Raw genomic sequence first — 16,612 nt, 5'->3', positions numbered from 1 at the left:
ATGACGCACAGCGGATATAAATTACAAATTTTGGGATGCGGATCATCTCCCGGCGTACCACGTGTGGGTGGCGATTGGGGCAAGTGCGATCCGACCAATCCCAAAAACCGCCGCCTGCGATGCTCGGCCTTAATTGAGAAATTTGACGGTGAAAAAGTCACCCGCATGTTGATCGATACTGGACCTGATTTCCGCCAACAAATGCTGACTGCGAACATCGAATGGGTTGATGGTGTCGTCTACACCCATTCACATGCCGACCATCTTCACGGCATCGATGATCTGCGCGCCTTTGTATTCAATCGCCGTGAACGCGTAAAAATATACGCCAACAATATGACAATGGACCGGATAAAATCGGCTTTCGGATATTGCCTTGAAACACCACCAGGTAGTTCGTATCCACCAATTCTGGAAGCATCCATTATAGACCATGGACAACAATTAAGCATTGAAGGCCCCGCAGGAACGATCAAATCGACACCGTTCAATCAGATCCATGGCGATATCCATTCACTGGGCTACCGCATTGGTGATATCGCATATTCTTCTGATGTCAGTGATTTGGAACCAGCAAGTATAGAGATGTTGCAGGATCTGGATGTCTGGATCGTGGACGCCTTACGCTATACGCCTCACTCAAGCCATTTCTCACTTGATGAAGTACTTGAATGGGTCGAGCGGTTGCGTCCTAAAAAAACCATCCTCACTCATATGCATATCGATATGGATTATGACACCTTGTGCCGCACCTTGCCTCTAGGTGTGACGCCCGCCTATGATGGACTGACACTCTCATTTTGAATTTGCCAAACGGTAAATACCACCACGCTCGACCGCACACTGATAGGCTGGTCGCGTTCGGATTCTATCAATGAACTGCCGAACAGCTCCAATGTCTAGATCAATTTCAAATCGCTCAACAGCCGCTTCAACCACGAAACTCATAGCTATATCTGCTGCGCTAAAGTCGCCACAGGCGAACCAACCATCGCGGCATAATTCTTTGTTCCAATGAGTGATATGATCTTTGAAAGCTGGATCAATCAGTTTTTGCATTACACCTTTGCAGATTAGCTTTGCGATAGGCCGAACAAAAAATGGCGTCTTTGAAGGCAACAGCTCGAACAACAACTTGTTTGTAACAAGAGGCATCGCAGAGCCTTCACAATAATGCAGCCAATAATTATACCGCCAATAAGACGCGCTGGCCGTATCTGGCTTAAGGCCGGCATCCTTACCATAACGCTCTACAAGATAGTCAATGATCGCGCCGCTTTCAGCCAGAAGGAGATCGCCATCCTCAATGATGGGAGACTTACCCAAAGGATGAATGGCTTTCAAACTTGCTGGTGCTAAATAGTCTGGCCCACGCTTATAGACAACGACATCATAATCCACGCTAAGCTCTTCGAGCAGCCAAAGAATTCTATGAGCACGAGAGTCTCCTAGATAATGAACTTTGATCATCCGTTGCTCCTAATTCCATTCAACATGCGTAAAAGGGATAATCCAGCTTCACGAACAGAATTGACAATTGAATTTTGCCAGCCTGTTTAGATCTCGATACGTTTAAACACGAAAAAACGATCACTGTTGACTTGTTTTCTGAATCGGAAGAACTTTAACCAGATGCAATAAAGCAATGAAATAAAAGAGTTTATCGAATAGCAAGAAAAGAAGAAAATGCACTTGTTGGTATTTTAGTTCCATAATATAGATTATGCGAATTACAGTTCAGCGATATCAGATCAATTGCTACGCAACCTAGTAGCCATCCCGGTTTGGCATATCGGATGAAGGCCGAGCCCCTTCTGACATTTCCATCAGATTATAAAGTTTTACTTTTCTAACATTGGAAATACCCTGCTTATCCGTGATAAGCAGAAAATAGATAGACAAGGAGATTTCGGTGAGAGCTGACCTACGAGCCAAAGCAATCGACATATGCAATCGCAAGATTGAACAAAAAGGCGACAATGTTGGCCTTTCATTCTATGCCTTTTTTGCCAATAAAAATGACAATCCAGAGCTCTTAATGGAAGCGGCTGAATGGTGGATCAAAACCCATCAGCTTGATCATTTCGAAAAGGCAGTAAAGATCCGTGCAATGATCCAGTCCGGAGACTAGGCACCATTTGTGAACAGCCGCCTTACCAAATACGGTCCACCCGTTAGGGCGACCAAGTCCATGGTTCCCCATTGAGATGATTATAAGCCTCAAATGAGTTAGGTAACTTCAAAGTTGGCGTTAACCCAGCAATGCGCTCTACAGAGACCTGAGCAATCGCATGAGCAATTCCGAACCCTATTTTGAAACCACCCGTCGCGGCAAATAGGCATTTGGACCCGGGCAAAAATCCCACCATCGGATCTCGCTTCTTGGGTTTGGGCCGAATGCCAGCCCAACGCGTCACAATTTCAGCACCCTCAAGCATTGGACACAAGTCCTTAGCAATTTCAAACATCTCATCGCACCGATTGTCCGTGCTATGTTCATCGTCCCATTGAGGTTCAGTCGTGCTACCAATAGCGCACATACCATCATCATGAGGCACCACATAAACCTTGCGATCGAACAAGATTGGCATGCCATCTGGCTGCCCGACCTTAGCGATCACAGCTTGGCCCTTGACGCCTTTACCGAGGTTCTCTGTGCCCGTCACCTTCTCAATCATCGGGAAGCTTTTATACCCCGCTGCCATCACAACAACGCCGGCAGAAATCACATCTCCGTTCGACAATGTAACTTGAGCCCCCTCACCCAAATCCTGGATATCGACAACACCAACCTGTTCCATCACCTTACCACCACGCTTCAACACCGACGCTTTGGCCGCGGCACAGTAGCTCCTTGGATTGGCACGAGCAGAAAAATTGTCATAAGCGTACCCCTCCGGACAAAGCTCAACATTCAGCCAACCGTTGAGATTGGTTTTTTCAAACACCTTGTGAAAATACCCTGTTTCAGCTCCGTGCCACAAGGTCTCGGCTTCCTTGGAGCGCACCTCATGAGCCTTTCGCAAGTCATCCGTAGCCAAAGGAACAATCCGCCCGCAACGGTCATAACCAATCGATATTCCCACCTCTTCTTCAAGTGAAACTTTAACTTTAGATAATTGATCTAGTGCTATGTATTGAAACTGTTTTTTCTCATTCCATCTCTCGGACATATGAGGTAATAACGCCCCCAACAAACCATAACTGGCGCCATGTCCAATTTGACCTTTATCGACCAGAAGAGTGCTTAACCCAGCACCAAGACAAGAGCGAGCAATAGAAAGACCGAAGACACCGCCACCTATGACAAGAAGGTCATAGTGTGCAGAGGAAACTAAGGTGGGAGAGGTAATGGGACTTGGCATGACAGACATTTCTTCTTATGAAAGGATAGTCTCCCCTGGCTCAAATGCCATGGAGACAGTTGGCTGCACCCTACTCCCTTGCTTGGAAAATTCATATGCCCAACACACCCGAACTTGTTTGGCTGGACAATTTGACCCCAAAATCCACACGCTTTGACGACACATATTATTCACGTCAAAACGGCTTGGATGAAACCAGATATGTTTTCATCAATGGAAACAAATTGCCTCAACGGTGGCAGCAAGGAGAGGCGCCACTCATTGGCGAGCTCGGTTTTGGTACCGGACTAAATTTTCTCGCAACATGGCAAGCATGGTTATCCGTACAAAATCAACAGAACAAACATATCTCTCAGACCTCAAACCGGCCATCGATTGAGAAAGGCACGCATAACGCATCCAAACTGACCTTCCTCTCGGTTGAAAAATACCCGATGCCCAAACAAGACTTACACATGGCCCTGTCCCCTTGGCCGGAGTTGGAACCACTTGGCGCTAAACTTCTCGCGCTGTGGAACCCGACATATATCGGCTGGCAGACTCTACATTTCGGGGCCGTAACGTTACTATTGTTTATCGGTGACGCATATGAGGGGCTCCTTACCATCCCACACTCGATTGATGCTTGGTATCTTGATGGTTTCAATCCCAAGACCAATCCAGAACTTTGGTCACTTGATCTGCTGCGAACCGTCAGTGAGGCCTCAACTCCAAACGCCACCCTTGCCAGTTACACCGCAGCGGGGTGGGTGCGGCGCAACCTACAAGAGGCCGGCTTCACCATTGCAAAGCGTAAAGGCTTTGGGCATAAACGGGATATGATCACAGGCACCAAAACAATTTCACACATCTCCTAAGCCTCATCACATCGAGAACCTTTAATGACCATTGCCCCCTCACGTGACATAGCCATCTTAGTCAAAATAATGGCACGCCTCAGAGACAAAGACACCGGCTGCCCATGGGACATCGAGCAGGATTTTGCGTCAGTCATTCCCTATACCATAGAAGAGGCTTATGAGGTTCAGGACGCGATCGAACGCAACGACTTGGATGATCTGCGTGACGAGTTGGGTGATCTGCTTCTGCAAGTGGTTTTTCACGCCCAAATGGCAAATGAACTGCAGGGGGATCGTGCTGCCTTTGATTTCGGAGATGTCGTCTATGCCATCACCCAAAAGATGATCCGTCGCCATCCTCATGTTTTTGGTGATGCAGGCCAGCGCGGTAAAAAACTGGTGCGCGAAGCATGGGAAACCATCAAACAAGAAGAAAAGGAAGAGCGTGCGGCACGACGTGCAGAACTCGGTCTAGATGAAAGCACAAAAGGCTTTCTTGACGATGTGCCTCGCGGCCTACCCGCCATGAAAGCGGCAGTTAAACTACAAAAGCAAGCCAGCAAGGTTGGCTTCGATTGGAACGACCCATTGTTAGTGCTCGACAAAATTTCAGAAGAGATCGAAGAAGTCCGCGAAGAGTTAAGCCGCAAAGAAGCCGTCAACGAGCAGGCCGTTAAAAGCGAAATAGGTGACTTGCTTTTTGCCGTCACAAATCTGGCGCGTCACGCCCATGTTGACCCTGAAGAGGCGCTTGCTCGCACCAATCAAAAATTTCGCGATCGTTTTGGCTATATCGAGGCACAACTAATTAAACACGAAACGTCTCTGCCAGATGCGACTTTAGAAGAGATGGAAAAACTATGGCAAGAAGCCAAAGAAAAATGACAGCTGACGCCGTCATTCAACGTAAAATCGGTTCCGCAATTCGGACTGAATTTTATCCGCAGCCCTGACCTTGAGATCAATACCGGTTTCAATGTCAGTCCGCTCCAGCACGTCACAGTGCCGATAGAGCCAAGCAAGACCTTCTCCATCCGAAAACTCAAGGTGCAGATTTATCAAATTGTCTTTCTGCGCCAGTTTTTCTTCGATTTCGCCAAGCAGAGTATCAACACCCTGCCCCGAAACCGCAGACAAAGCGACGGGCTGCATTTGGCCCGTTGCCAAAGATGGCTGCTGTCCTGCGGCACGATCCAATACCGTCTGCCGTTCGTCGTCAGGCAACAGATCAATTTTGTTCCAGACTTCAATGACACGCGGATCTTCCGAGATTTCGATCCCCAAATCATGCAGCACATGGGCAACATCTTCGGCCTGAGCACCGGTGTCCTCATGGACAATATCCCGAACGTGCAAAATCACGTCTGCCTCGAGAACCTCCTCCAAAGTAGCCCGAAAGGCCGCCACCAAATGTGTTGGCAGATCAGAAATAAACCCAACAGTATCGGATAAGATCACATCACGACCATGGGGCAACGTCATGGTTCTCAAGGTTGGATCAAGTGTCGCAAACAGCAAATCTTCTGCGAAAATTTCCGCGCCCGTCAAATTATTAAACAACGTCGACTTGCCCGCGTTGGTATAACCAACCAAGGCAATAATCGGATGAGGAACCTTTTGCCTATTTGTGCGATGCAAACCACGCGTCCGCCGAACCTGATCAAGATCATGTTCCAAACGCGCAATCTTTTCCTGCAACCCACGCCGATCTGATTCAATCTGGGTTTCACCAGGACCACCCATAAAACCAATACCGCCGCGCTGACGTTCCAAGTGGGTCCAACTACGAACCAATCGTCCCTTTTGGTAATTCAAATGCGCTAGCTCGACTTGCAAACGCCCCTCTTTGGTCTGCGCGCGCCGACCAAATATCTCCAGAATAAGACCAGTGCGGTCAAGGACTTTGCAGCCCCATTCTTCTTCCAGATTGCGCTGCTGGATTGGCGAAAGCGCATGATCCATGATCACAAGCTCAACTTCTTCGTCATGGATAAGCTGCTTAAGCTCTGCAAGCTTTCCCTTACCAATCAGTGTCCCCGCTTTAAGAACGCTAAGTGGCACACGCAAGACCTCGACAATATCCAGTTCAATAGCAGACGCAAGCCCGGCAGCTTCTTCAAGACGAGCATCATCCGTGCGTCGAGTCAGACGCCCTTCAATCACAGCTTTGTTCTGCAAACTCTTTGATAATATGGGAACCAGAACAAGTGCGCGCGTAGCAACAGCACCGCGATCAATCAGCTTTTGACCACGTTTGTTGGATTCACCGTCTTCAAATTCATTAAAATCGGACAATCAGCCCTCTGCCTTCTCTCCATTTTCACCCGCTTCAAACAGGGACAATGGGCCATTTGGCATAATCGTAGAAATGGCATGCTTATATACGAGTTGCGAGTGACCATCGCGCCGAAGCAGCACACAAAAATTGTCAAACCAGGTCACAACGCCCTGCAATTTAACACCATTGACCAGAAAAATAGTCAGCGGTGTTTTTGTTTTGCGGACGTGATTTAGAAAAGTATCCTGGAGGTTCTGGGCTCTTTCTGCCATTTGTCCTGCCTTATTGTTGTAATAATACGCTGAGCTTTAGTAATCATATTCGATATTATTATGGCGTAGTCCACTGTAATAGACCAGACCACACGCTATCGTTTTTGGACCACAACCCAACATGAGTCTGTTGTTGTCCACACATCTGGGGTGAACTACGCGTTTGATCGGCATATTGAGGCATCCCCACCACATATGCAAACATCTCAATTTGGACAATTACAAAAATCAACCAAACCGATTCATATTCACATCAGTCTATCGGAAACATTGCTCTTGCCAAGTCGCAATTGAACCGAATGGCAATTTCCAGCGTGACCGTGTTTTCACTCCATATTGAAACACCGACTACCGCCGCCAGAAATTGACATTCAGAGCCCCTAAAACAACAATAATTTCAATGCGCCCCAAAATCATCGTGACAATGAGTGCATATTTAACAGCCAGTCCCATATCCGCATATGCCGGCCATTCATTGGTTTGCGTCCAACCGGAGGAATAAAGCGGTCCGATATTGGAAAAATTTGAAACTGCTGCGATCAATCCACCATCAAAATGACCAATATCATAGGTCACGATACCTGCAACGATTGCAATAAAGATCATCGACAACAGAAAAGACGCCCAAATCGCTTTCATCAATTGCATCGTGTAACTGGTTCGACCGAACCGCCCACCGCGAATTGAATGCGGATATATCAAACGTCCGATCTCGCGTGTTGCTTGCACGGTCATCGCCCCAATTCGGTAAAGCTTCAACCCACCTGCAGTCGAAAACGGCGTGGCACCGATCAAGGCAATACAAACGACCAAAATGCCGGGAAGAACAGTTACATCAGCATGACGCAACTCGACACCTGTCGTCGAAATCAATGAAATGGCAGTAAAAAAACCTTGGCGCAAGGCAGAAGAAGGTGGCAAAACCGATGCACTGCCCGCCAATTGAAACAGAACGATGGAGTAGAGCAAACCCAATGCCAGCACTAGCCCCAAAAGGGCATAACTTTCGCGATGCTCAACAAGTAATTGTACTTTGCCTCGTACAGCCATGCGGTGCCACAAAATACTGGTTGCGCCGATTATCATCCCGATTGCAATGAAAAACTCTGCCAATCTGTTATCATAAGCCGCGATTGTTCCATCAATTGGCATAAACCCACCGGTAGACAGGGTGGAAAAGGCCAAGCATATGGCGTCAAATGCGCCCAAGCCCGAGATGATGAGCAACCATGCAAGACTCAAGGTAAAGAAACAATAGGCCGCACCGATTTGCCTAACAACAAAGAAAATGCGACCGGTATCGTCGCCCAGGTTCCGCTCCATGAGACCAGCTTGGCGATCGGGCAAACCACCAACGCCGCTGGGAGATAGGATCAGAATAAAGCTAAGAAGCGTTAGAAATCCGCCAAACCATTGCAAAATAGCGCGCCAGAATACAATGGCCGTAGGCACCTCAGCAAGGGTGCGAAACATCGTGGATCCGGTGGTCGTTAATCCGGAAGTGGCTTCAAATAAAGAATCTATCCCCGAAAGCTCACCCGAAAGCATAAATGGAAAAGCCGCGGCAAGCGGCAAGCCAAACCAGGTTACCACGCACAACAGAAAAGTCTGTGCGTTTGCCAATTCCTTATTCTGCCCGCGCAGAGCAAAATAGACCCCACCGGACAGAAACCCCGTCAATCCAGACGTTAGCAAAAATCCTTCAGCAAGAGCCATGTCCCCAGCACTGATGGCAACCAATGCTGTTGGCAACATCAAAGCACCCAAGGCACCGAGCAAAATTGAAAGGAAATAGAGAATAGCGGTCATCTGAGGACAGGTTCCAATCAGTAATCAGAAAAATTCGAAACTGACGCGGAACAAAAGTTCAACCTGTTTCACACGGTCTGCCAATGCAAACAAGATGACACGATCCCCCGCCTGAATGGTTGTATCACCATTCGGCATCAAAACCTTTTTGTTTCGATAAATCGCCCCGACGCGCACACCACTTGGAAACTCAACACTGCGCAAAGGGCGCCCAACAAGCGGAGACGTTTCCAGAGCTTCGGCCTCAATGGCTTCTGCTGCGCCATCTTCAACGGCATGCACACCTCGAATCCTGCCGCGCCGCACATGTTGCAAAATCTTTGAAATCGTCACCGAGCGAGGATTGACGTAGGAATCAATACCAAGATCATGTGCCAGATCCGGATAATGAGCATCATTCAACAAAGACATGGTGCGTGTGCAGCCTAAACGTTTGGCCATGGCACAAGAGAGAATATTGACCTGATCATTGTTGGTCAGCGCAATCATAGTATCCGCGTCGCGCACATCCGCTTCCTTGAGGATGTTCAAATCAAGTGCACTACCTTGCAGAACAATCGTGTCCTTGAAATCATTCGCGATCTTGATGGCACGGTCTCGATCCAGTTCGATCACTTTAGCCCGTGTGCGGTGGCGTCTTTCTTCAATCGCCATCGCAACATAACGACCGATGTTGCCCCCTCCTGCAATAACCACTCGGTTCGCCTGATCTTCTTCATGACCGAAAATGCTCAAGGTACGCCAGACTTGCTCCCGATCAACAACCAAATAAGCCAAATCACCGGCCAGCATTTGATCCTCGGCATGCGGCACGAACAAACGTGAATTACGGCGCACCCCAACCACAACAGCTTGCAAATCCGGGAACAACTCCGTCAACTGCCGCAAAGGCGTATCAACAACGGGACAATCTTCCATACACTCGATAGCGATCATCAGAACTTCGCCATCAGCGAACCGAACAGTGTCTTCAGCACCGGGCATAGCCATGCGGGACAAGACCATTTCGCCAACTTCCACTTCAGGCGAAATGATCACATCAATAGGCAAATGCTCACGCGAGAACAAATTAGCCCAATGCTTCTCTAAATAGGATTGCGCCCGAACACGAGCCACTTTGGTCGGGACATTAAAAATGGAGTGAGCAACCTGACACGCAACCATATTCACTTCATCATAAAGCGTAACGGCAATAATCATGTCGGCTTCATCAGCACCGGCACGCGCCAGAACATCCGGATGCGCCCCATGCCCAACATAGCCACGCACATCCAATGTATCCCGAATCGCAGCCACCAACGTAGGAGAGCTATCGATTACGGTTACATCATTCTGTTCTGCGGCCAGATGTTTGGCAATGCCATATCCAACCTGCCCTGCACCGCAAATCACCACTTTCATAGCTGACAGCTCTCTTCTTTCATTGCCTTATGACCGGTCGGTCCAATATTAACACACAGCGTTTCTGGGTCAAAAATCGCAGCACCAGCAAAATAATGTTCACGCTTTATTGCACATAATGAGCCAAGGCCCAATCCTATATAAACATACTGGATCGGAAATCTTCGCGCCAAACAAAGCAACCCCCGGCGAGCCATCGATTGGCACGGGCATTAAACAACACCAAGACTCTTCAGTTTACGATGCAAAGCCGAGCGCTCCATCCCAACAAATTCCGCTGTACGTGAAACGTTACCACCAAATCGCGAAATCTGCGCCTTTAGATATTCCCTCTCAAACACTTCTCTGGCTTTTTTGAGCGGGAGGGACATAATTTGTTCGCTCGCGGAATCTCCACCAGGAATACTGGGTGCGGTTTCCCCAACTTCACTGGGCAACAAGTCTGCGGTAATAATAGCGTCTTCATCTCCCTTGGTCAGGATCAATAAGCGCTCGATATTATTCTTGAGTTGGCGAATATTGCCGGGCCAATCATGCGCTTGCAGAATAGCCATTGCATCTTGACCAATTTTCCTTGCTGGCAATCCTGCCGTGGCGGAAAGCAGTTCCATAAAATGCAAAACCAGCTCAGGGATATCTTCACGCCGCTCGGCCAACGGAGGTACAGCCAATGGCACCACATTAAGCCTATGGAACAGATCCTCTCGAAACCGTCCCTCACTCACCAATTCCTCCATATTCCGAGAGGTAGATGAAACAATTCTCAGGTCAACCTGAACCGGTTTTTGGCCGCCAATGCGTAAAAATTTGCTACTTGTCAGAACGCGGGTCAATTTGCTCTGGATCTCAATAGGCAAATCAGAGATTTCTTCCAAATACAAGGTGCCGCCATGAGCCTCTTCCAAAGCACCAATCTTGCGAATGCTCAAGCCATCGGCCTCAGTGCCAAACAGCTCCATTTCTAGATCTTCTATCGACAACTGAAGAGCCGAAAAAGAAACAAACGGATTGTCAGCACGTCTTGATTCTTGATGGATACAGCGTGCCACCAATTCCTTGCCGGACCCAGACTGCCCGGAGATCAAGACTCGACTGTTGGTTTGAGATACACGCTGAATCATTTGACGTAGATGGTTCATAGCTCCGCTGGAGCCAACCAAGGTGGTTGTCTCACCACTACGTGACTGCAAGTCCTTGACCTGCCGCTTGAGATTGGATGCTTCCAACGCCCGCTCGGCAACCAGTATCAAACGATCAACTTTAAAAGGCTTCTCAATAAAATCATAGGCTCCACGCTTGATTGCAGCCACTGCGGTTTCAACGCCGCCGTGGCCAGAAATCATCACCACCGGTAATTCCGGATGCTTTTGTTTGATGACAGCCAAAAGCGCCAAACCATCCAGACGCGAGCCCTGTAGCCAAATATCCAGAAAAACCAGAGAAGGGCGCCGTTGCTCAATCAATTCAAGCGCTTCATCACTATGAGATGCCATGCGGGTCTCATAACCTTCATCTTCTAGAAGGCCCGCAACCAATTCGCGAATATCCACTTCGTCATCAACAACGAGAATATCTGCTGCCATGGTCATTCTCCTTCCGTTTCTTGAATTTTTGGTTCACTACCCTCGGGTATAGTCGACAGGATCAAGCCCGAATTATGCTCGTCATCCGAACCATTCTGTAATGCATCCGCTTGTTCCACAGATTCTTTTGGAATGCGTATCTCTATGCACGCACCGCTTTCAAAATCAGACACTTCAATAGCATCACGCAGAAGGATGGAGCCTCCATGTTCCTGCAAGATTTTGCGTACAATGGCGAGCCCCAGTCCACTGCCTTTCTCACGCGTTGTCATATAAGGCTCCAACAACCGTTGACGATTGTTGGCGGGAAACCCGATGCCGTTATCGATCACACGCACACAATAACAATCGGCGTCTTCAGAAGCCCAAACGTGGACATGCCCCGCGATATCGGCCCTGTCCTCTCGGCCTGCGATTGCTTCGCTGGCATTCTTTACGATATTTGCCATCGCTTGCGCCAACAAGCGGTGATCAAAATATCCCGGCATTGTTTCTGGGATATCTGTATCGAACGAAATTTCATGATTTGCTACTTCGACCAAAAAAACCGACTGTTTGATCACTTCAGACAAGTCACCGGGCTCAAAAACAGGTTTAGGCATGCGAGCGAAAGATGAAAACTCATCAACCATTCGGCCAATATCACCAACTTGCCGCACAATAGTACTGACACATTGATCAAAAACCTTGCGATCATCGGGATCAATTTTCTTGCCATATCGGCGGCGCAAACGCTCTGCAGACAATTGAATCGGCGTCAAAGGATTCTTGATCTCATGTGCAATCCGTCGCGCCACATCGGCCCAAGCGGCAGAGCGCTGCGCAGACACTAGATCTGTTACATCATCCAGTGTCACAACGTAAGAATGGGCTTCTTCTTCGCTGCGTTCAGACGTGACACGCACGCGCAATGTGTGTTCGATGCCATCACGCACCACAGCAACATGATCATCCTTACGCACCCCCATGTGATCCTGCGCTTCTTCCACCAATCCAGACAATTCTGGAAAAACATCCTTGAGTTCTTCGCCAAGCAGGTCTTGTTCACTCACACCCAACAACGATTGTACCGATTGGTTTGCAAGCGAAATTTGCCCCGTCGCATCCACCCCCACAACACCTGCACTGACCCCTTGAAGCATCGCCTCAGTGAAGCGACGGCGCGCATCAATCGCATCGCGAGCCAAAATCAATTCATCACGCTGCAATCGCAACTCTGTGGTCATGGCGTTAAAACTGGTATTGAGATTCGAAAAGTCAGGCGATCCCGCCTCGACTGGCAAACGCACAAACAAATCGCCATTTCGCACCCGTTCAGCAGCGCTGATTAAACGGCGGATCGGCGCGACCAGAGTGTTAGCAAATCCAATTGCAAACCAAGTGGTCGACAATAAAATGATGAGACCGGCGCCAATATAAAGAATTGCAAATGCGGCTTGAATATTGGATCGACTATCAAAGAAAGCCTGATATTCCTGCACATTTTCCGTTGTCATACGTAGAAAATTGGATACCACAGGGTCAATGACACGCACCACGAACAAGTAGGCATCGCTGAATTCGTCAAGACGGACAATGCCGGCAACAAGATTAGAATCCCCCAAAGCAATCAATACAGGCTGACTGTGTGCCTGCTCCAACAGCTCCGGACTGGGCATGTTCGGCAAAGGCTGATCGAGACGACTTGGAGAGGCCATCATCTCTTTGCCATCAGCACTCACAACAAACGCGGCAGGAATACCACGCAGGCGCGTCTGTTGAGCAAAAATCGCCCGAAACCGATCTTCGGACAAAAGAAAATAGGGCTCAGCTTCATTCAATGCGCGGCCAATACCCAAAAGCTCATTCCGCAACACCCGAGCATGCTCCTTGGTGTATGCGTTGGCAACGGTTTGGGAGCTGTTGATGATGGCTTGTGTGCGGGATGAAAACCACTGATCCAGCCCTCGATCCAACGTAATGGAGGCAAAAATTGCAACGATGATCGTTGGTGCCGCAGCGACCAATGCAAACAATCCCATCACCCGGATGTGCAACCGCGCCCCTGCCCGACCTTTTTGGCGCGCAAGGAAAATGGAGCTGGCTTCCCAACTGATAACCAGCGCCAGCAACACCATCAGGCTGCCGTTGATGACCGTTGCAATCTTGATAACATCGTCCGTCGGCTCAATAGAAGTAAGCCCCATCAAGACAACAAAGGAGACAACACCTGAGACCACAGCGAGAATAACGGCAACAAGACCAATCATGCGCGCTTTGCCGCGACGCTCCGACTTATCCAAACCAGATGAAGCTGAACCGTCACTGCTGGCAAGAGGGTCCAACAGTCCCCCTTTATTCAATCCATTCTCAGATTCCGAATAATATGACACGCGCAACACGTTCCTTTGCAAAGGACTCGATCATGAAATAATCCAAGCCCTTCTATCCAATTGAAATGTTGCCTAAATGTGACAGGTCTGCACATACCTGTCTATGCCTCAGCGAGCAGCTGTGTCGAAAAAGCCACAACTATCTTTTGACCACCGGTCGGTACAATTAGTCACACTTGCACTAAGCGCCTCTAACCACCTGAATATCCAAGTCTTTTATTTTCTTACGTAAGGTATTCCGGTTCAAACCGAGCAATTCGGCTGTCTTGATCTGATTGCCTTTGGTGGCGGCAAGCGAGGCACAAATAAGAGGGAATTCAATCTCGCGCAGCAAGCGGTGATAAAGCCCTGGAGGCGGCAGATTATCACCAAATTCTTTGAACAACTGCTCAAGATATGATTCCATTGCCACAGCCAGATTTTGAACTTTTTGCTCTGATTGAATATCCGTTGTCAGACTGATCTGATTGAGCTCATTTTCTATCTGTGCCGAGGTGATTGTTTCTTGCGGATAGAGCGCCGCCAATCTGCGCACCAGATTTTCCAATTCGCGCACGTTACCGGGCCAACGATACCGCAACATCACGTCCAAAGCATCTGGCTGAATCTGCTTGGCCTGCAATCCTTCACGCTCTCCGATGGCGAAGAAATGCCGGACAAGATCTTTGATATCTTCTGAACGCTCACGCAAAGGCGGTAAGCGCATTGGCACTACATTGAGCCGAAAGAACAAATCCTCACGGAACAAACCCTGATGGATGAGCGATTGTAAATCCTTGTTTGTCGCAGCTACGATTCGCACATTGGTCTTAATCGGAGTGCGCCCACCCACCGTGGTATACTCACCCTGTTGCAATACGCGCAATAGGCGAGTTTGAGCCTCCATTGGCATATCGCCGATCTCATCGAGGAACAAAGTGCCCCCTTCAGCCATCTCGAACTTACCGGCAGAGCGCCCAAGCGCTCCTGTAAAGGACCCTTTTTCATGGCCAAACAATTCGGATTCGATCAAATCCTTCGGAATTGCAGCCATATTGATAGCGACAAAAGGCCCTTTGCGCCGCTTGCCATAATCATGCAAAGCACGCGCGACCAATTCCTTGCCGGTCCCGCTTTCCCCTGTCACCATGACCGTCAGATCATTTTGCATCAAACGCGCGAGCATGCGGTAGATATCCTGCATCGCCGCTGAGCGACCAATGAGCGGGATATCCATGCTGTCTTCTTCTGTCGCCTTAAGACTGGGCCGAGGCTCGGAAAGCGCTCTTCCAACAATGCTGATCAACTCTTTGAGGTCGAATGGCTTGGGAAGATACTCATAAGCCCCGCGCTCAGATGCCTTGATTGCCGTCATGAAGGTATTTTGCGCACTCATCACAATCACAGGCAAATGAGGCCGCGCTTTTTTTATGCGAGGCAAAACATCAAAGATGTTTTCATCCGGCATAATCACGTCGGTAATGACCAAGTCCCCTTCCCCTTGTGAAATCCAACTCCACAGGGTGGTGGCGTTTGAAGTCAAACGAACGGTATAACCCGCACGCGACAAAGCCTGATTAAGCACGGTACGGATGGCAGCATCGTCGTCGGCAAGAAGGATTGTCCCTTTAGACATGGTCCAAACTCCTATAATTGTTCCGAGCTGCTCGTCGGCAGCATCACGCGGAAAATGGTCTGGCGGCCACTGCCGTCAAATTCGATAACCCCCCCATGGTCACCAATCAGCTTGGCAACGAGAGCCAAACCCAATCCGGAGCCGTTGGTCTTGGAGGTAACAAAAGGATCAAACAGGCAATCTTCCAATTCTTTGGGTATTCCAGCCCCATTATCCTTTACACAAATTTCCAAAGGCAACGAGGTTTTCTCCGTAGAACCAGGCACTTGAATACGAATTCCCGGACGGAAAGCAGTTGTAAGAACAATCTCCGGATCAGGCACGTCGATAATGGCTTCTGAAGCATTCTTCACCAGATTCAGAAAGACCTGCACAAGCTGATCCTGATTGGCAAAGACTGAAGGCAAAGAAGGATCATATTGCTCAACAATGCGAACCCGATCCCCGAACTCGGCTTTGGCCAATTGCTTTACACGATCGAGCACAACATGAATATTGACACCTTCTCGCTCGACAGGACGTTGATCAGAAAAGATTTCCATACGATCAATCAACCGCACAATCCGATCTGTCTCTTGCGTGATCAATTGCGTTAAAGCCCTGTCTTCATCCGAAACCGAGCTCTCTAACAACTGCGCAGCTCCGCGAATGCCCGACAAGGGGTTCTTGACCTCGTGTCCCAGCATAGCAGCCAGACCGGTGACAGACCGTGCAGAATCACGATGGGTGAGTTGACGATCCATTTTATCTGCAATTGAGCGTTCTTGTAGCATCACACTAACGGATCCGGTTCTATCGGGCACCGGAGCGGCATAGACATCCACGACTTTATCGGCACCAATGCGCGGATTGGAAATATCAATCCGGTATTCATTCACCGGAGCGAGTCGAACGCGCGCTTGGTCAACCAACGCCAAAACAGGGCTGCCAAACGGCAGAAGATCGGATAGACTTTGGCGGGAGAGCACAGATGCGCTCGACTGGAAAAAAATCTGCGCCATATCATTAGCAGCGGCAACGAATCCCTCCCTATCCACTAAAATTATGGGATGCGGCAGGGCGCTCATCATTGCCTGAT

14 protein-coding genes are annotated in these 16,612 nt (G+C 48.8%); 4 read left to right on the top strand and 10 right to left on the bottom strand.

What is annotated here, in order from left to right; genetic code table 11:
• A complete protein-coding gene (locus tag C0081_RS09890; RefSeq protein WP_101533625.1) occupies window positions 1–804 on the top strand; it encodes an MBL fold metallo-hydrolase in 804 nt (267 codons plus the stop codon).
• Here the strand turns inward: C0081_RS09890 and C0081_RS09885 are convergent.
• Window positions 796–1,470: a glutathione S-transferase family protein gene (locus tag C0081_RS09885; protein ID WP_101533624.1), complete on the bottom strand. Its 675-nt coding sequence runs from the start codon at window positions 1,468–1,470 to the stop codon at window positions 796–798. The two genes, C0081_RS09890 and C0081_RS09885, sit on opposite strands and share 9 nt — an antisense overlap.
• 442 nt (window positions 1,471–1,912) lie before the next feature.
• Here C0081_RS09885 and C0081_RS09880 point away from each other — a divergent pair, with 442 nt between their 5' ends.
• Complete coding sequence (locus C0081_RS09880; protein ID WP_101533623.1) at window positions 1,913–2,131, top strand: DUF6500 family protein; 219 nt, start codon at window positions 1,913–1,915, stop codon at window positions 2,129–2,131.
• A 43-nt stretch (window positions 2,132–2,174) separates the two neighbouring features.
• Here C0081_RS09880 and C0081_RS09875 read toward each other — a convergent pair whose 3' ends face one another.
• Entirely contained in the window at window positions 2,175–3,365 is a 1,191-nt protein-coding gene (locus C0081_RS09875) for an NAD(P)/FAD-dependent oxidoreductase (protein ID WP_180966824.1), read from the bottom strand.
• A gap of 95 nt (window positions 3,366–3,460) precedes the next feature.
• Here C0081_RS09875 and mnmC2 point away from each other — a divergent pair, with 95 nt between their 5' ends.
• Together mnmC2 and mazG are read left to right on the top strand one after the other, a co-directional pair.
• Window positions 3,461–4,222 (top strand): tRNA (5-methylaminomethyl-2-thiouridine)(34)-methyltransferase MnmC2, encoded by a 762-nt coding sequence (gene mnmC2, locus C0081_RS09870; RefSeq protein WP_101533621.1) that lies wholly within the window; start codon window positions 3,461–3,463, stop codon window positions 4,220–4,222.
• Window positions 4,223–4,252: 30 nt separating this feature from the next.
• Window positions 4,253–5,089, top strand: a complete 837-nt coding sequence (mazG, locus tag C0081_RS09865) for a nucleoside triphosphate pyrophosphohydrolase (protein WP_101533756.1) — start codon at window positions 4,253–4,255, stop codon at window positions 5,087–5,089.
• A 12-nt stretch (window positions 5,090–5,101) separates the two neighbouring features.
• On the opposite strand, the gene hflX is transcribed toward mazG, so the two are convergent.
• From hflX to C0081_RS09825, 8 genes are all read right to left on the bottom strand, one after another.
• On the bottom strand, window positions 5,102–6,445 hold the full coding sequence (gene hflX / locus C0081_RS09860) for a GTPase HflX (RefSeq protein WP_180966831.1): 1,344 nt from the start codon (window positions 6,443–6,445) through the stop codon (window positions 5,102–5,104).
• A gap of 54 nt (window positions 6,446–6,499) precedes the next feature.
• Window positions 6,500–6,754, bottom strand: coding sequence for an RNA chaperone Hfq (hfq, locus tag C0081_RS09855; protein ID WP_101533619.1), 255 nt, complete (start codon window positions 6,752–6,754; stop codon window positions 6,500–6,502).
• 348 nt (window positions 6,755–7,102) lie between these two features.
• Window positions 7,103–8,563 carry a TrkH family potassium uptake protein gene (locus tag C0081_RS09850; protein WP_101533618.1) on the bottom strand — a complete coding sequence of 487 codons (1,461 nt, stop codon included), beginning with the start codon at window positions 8,561–8,563 and terminating at the stop codon, window positions 7,103–7,105.
• Between the two features lie 24 nt (window positions 8,564–8,587).
• A complete protein-coding gene (gene trkA, locus C0081_RS09845) occupies window positions 8,588–9,964 on the bottom strand; it encodes a Trk system potassium transporter TrkA (protein WP_101533617.1) in 1,377 nt (458 codons plus the stop codon).
• A 212-nt stretch (window positions 9,965–10,176) separates the two neighbouring features.
• The gene (gene ntrX / locus C0081_RS09840; protein WP_101533616.1) at window positions 10,177–11,547 is read right to left on the bottom strand and encodes a nitrogen assimilation response regulator NtrX; all 1,371 of its coding nucleotides are present in this window, start codon (window positions 11,545–11,547) and stop codon (window positions 10,177–10,179) included.
• Between the two features lie 2 nt (window positions 11,548–11,549).
• Window positions 11,550–13,919: a sensor histidine kinase NtrY-like gene (locus tag C0081_RS09835; RefSeq protein WP_146006432.1), complete on the bottom strand. Its 2,370-nt coding sequence runs from the start codon at window positions 13,917–13,919 to the stop codon at window positions 11,550–11,552.
• A gap of 181 nt (window positions 13,920–14,100) precedes the next feature.
• On the bottom strand, window positions 14,101–15,534 hold the full coding sequence (gene ntrC, locus C0081_RS09830) for a nitrogen regulation protein NR(I) (RefSeq protein WP_101533614.1): 1,434 nt from the start codon (window positions 15,532–15,534) through the stop codon (window positions 14,101–14,103).
• An 11-nt stretch (window positions 15,535–15,545) separates the two neighbouring features.
• Window positions 15,546–16,604 (bottom strand): two-component system sensor histidine kinase NtrB, encoded by a 1,059-nt coding sequence (locus C0081_RS09825; RefSeq protein WP_373236094.1) that lies wholly within the window; start codon window positions 16,602–16,604, stop codon window positions 15,546–15,548.
• Window positions 16,605–16,612: the final 8 nt, after the last annotated feature.

Origin of the sequence: Cohaesibacter celericrescens, assembly GCF_002866925.1 — a bacterium.
GTDB lineage: Bacteria > Pseudomonadota > Alphaproteobacteria > Rhizobiales > Cohaesibacteraceae > Cohaesibacter > Cohaesibacter celericrescens.
Note: the sequence above shows the minus strand (reverse complement) of the source record. Positions and strands in the feature narration are given on the sequence as shown.